The organism is Vibrio sp. Vb0349 (genome assembly GCF_033338975.1).
Map to the genome: position 1 here is coordinate 1 of NZ_JAWOTS010000485.1, position 1,009 is coordinate 1,009.

The 1,009-nt window shown below is 48.6% G+C and carries 1 protein-coding gene; it reads right to left on the reverse strand.

Annotation, left to right across the window (positions count from 1 at the left end; genetic code table 11):
- Nucleotides 1–1,009 (reverse strand): HAMP domain-containing methyl-accepting chemotaxis protein (locus R7Q47_RS26780; RefSeq protein WP_318090364.1); only part of this gene is annotated, 1,009 nt, incomplete at both ends.

Consider the following 1,009-nt stretch of genomic DNA (forward strand, 5'->3'; position numbering starts at 1 on the left):
CATGCTGACTGTTACTCGCCACCATTTCGACCGACTGTGTAATGCCTGCCATTAACCCATTTATGGATTGCGTTGCGTGAGATTGCTGCTCGGCAGCAGCGGCCAATTCTGCCATTTGCTCGTTTAGAGAACCGATCTGCTCTGTCGTTGAAACCAATCTCGTTACGGCATTATCGATGTGTTCAGCACCTTGCTCTGCCAACGACTGGCTGTGTTCAATTTCCTGAACCACCGTGTGAGTTGAACGCTGAATTGCGTTAATAATACCGTTGATTTCTGTCGTCGATTGCGTGGTTCTTGTCGCCAACATGCGCACTTCATCGGCAACCACAGCAAAACCTCGCCCTTGTTCACCAGCTCTCGCCGCTTCAATTGCCGCATTGAGTGCCAGCAAATTAGTCTGTTCTGCTAACCCTTCAATCACTTCCGTCACGCGGCCAATTGCTTCGCTCTCTTTGCTTAACTGCGTAACTTGGGTGCTGGCGCTTTCTATGCTGCTGTGTAAACTTTCCATGGTCGCTTTATTTTGCTCGAGTGCGTCACGACCTTGTTCTATCTCATCTTTTGAATCTGACAACTTTTGCACCGATTGATTAGCTTGATCCAACGTATTGCTCGCGGCAAAGGCAATCTCTTCGAGTTGACGCCCCATTTCTGAGATATTGGATTGTTGTTGCTCAACGTTATTGGATGTCACTTGTGCCGATTCGAGAAGTGCACCCATGCTGGTGTCCACTTGGTTCGCTTTGCCATTTACACCTGCAACAATGCCTGCCAGTGACTCGTTCATGCGATTGATAGAGCTCGTAAGGTCAGCCAGCTCGTCCTTGCCAACAACGTTCAATGGTGGTTGAGAAACATCGCCAGAGGCTATAATCTTCGCTCGTTCTGATAATCGCTGGACTCTGCGCCCAATGGTATTTCCCATGTATTTTGAAATCGCAATCGCCGCAATCACGACCAGTAATGCTGCCACCAGCATCGACGTAAGCACATTTTTGATTGATTG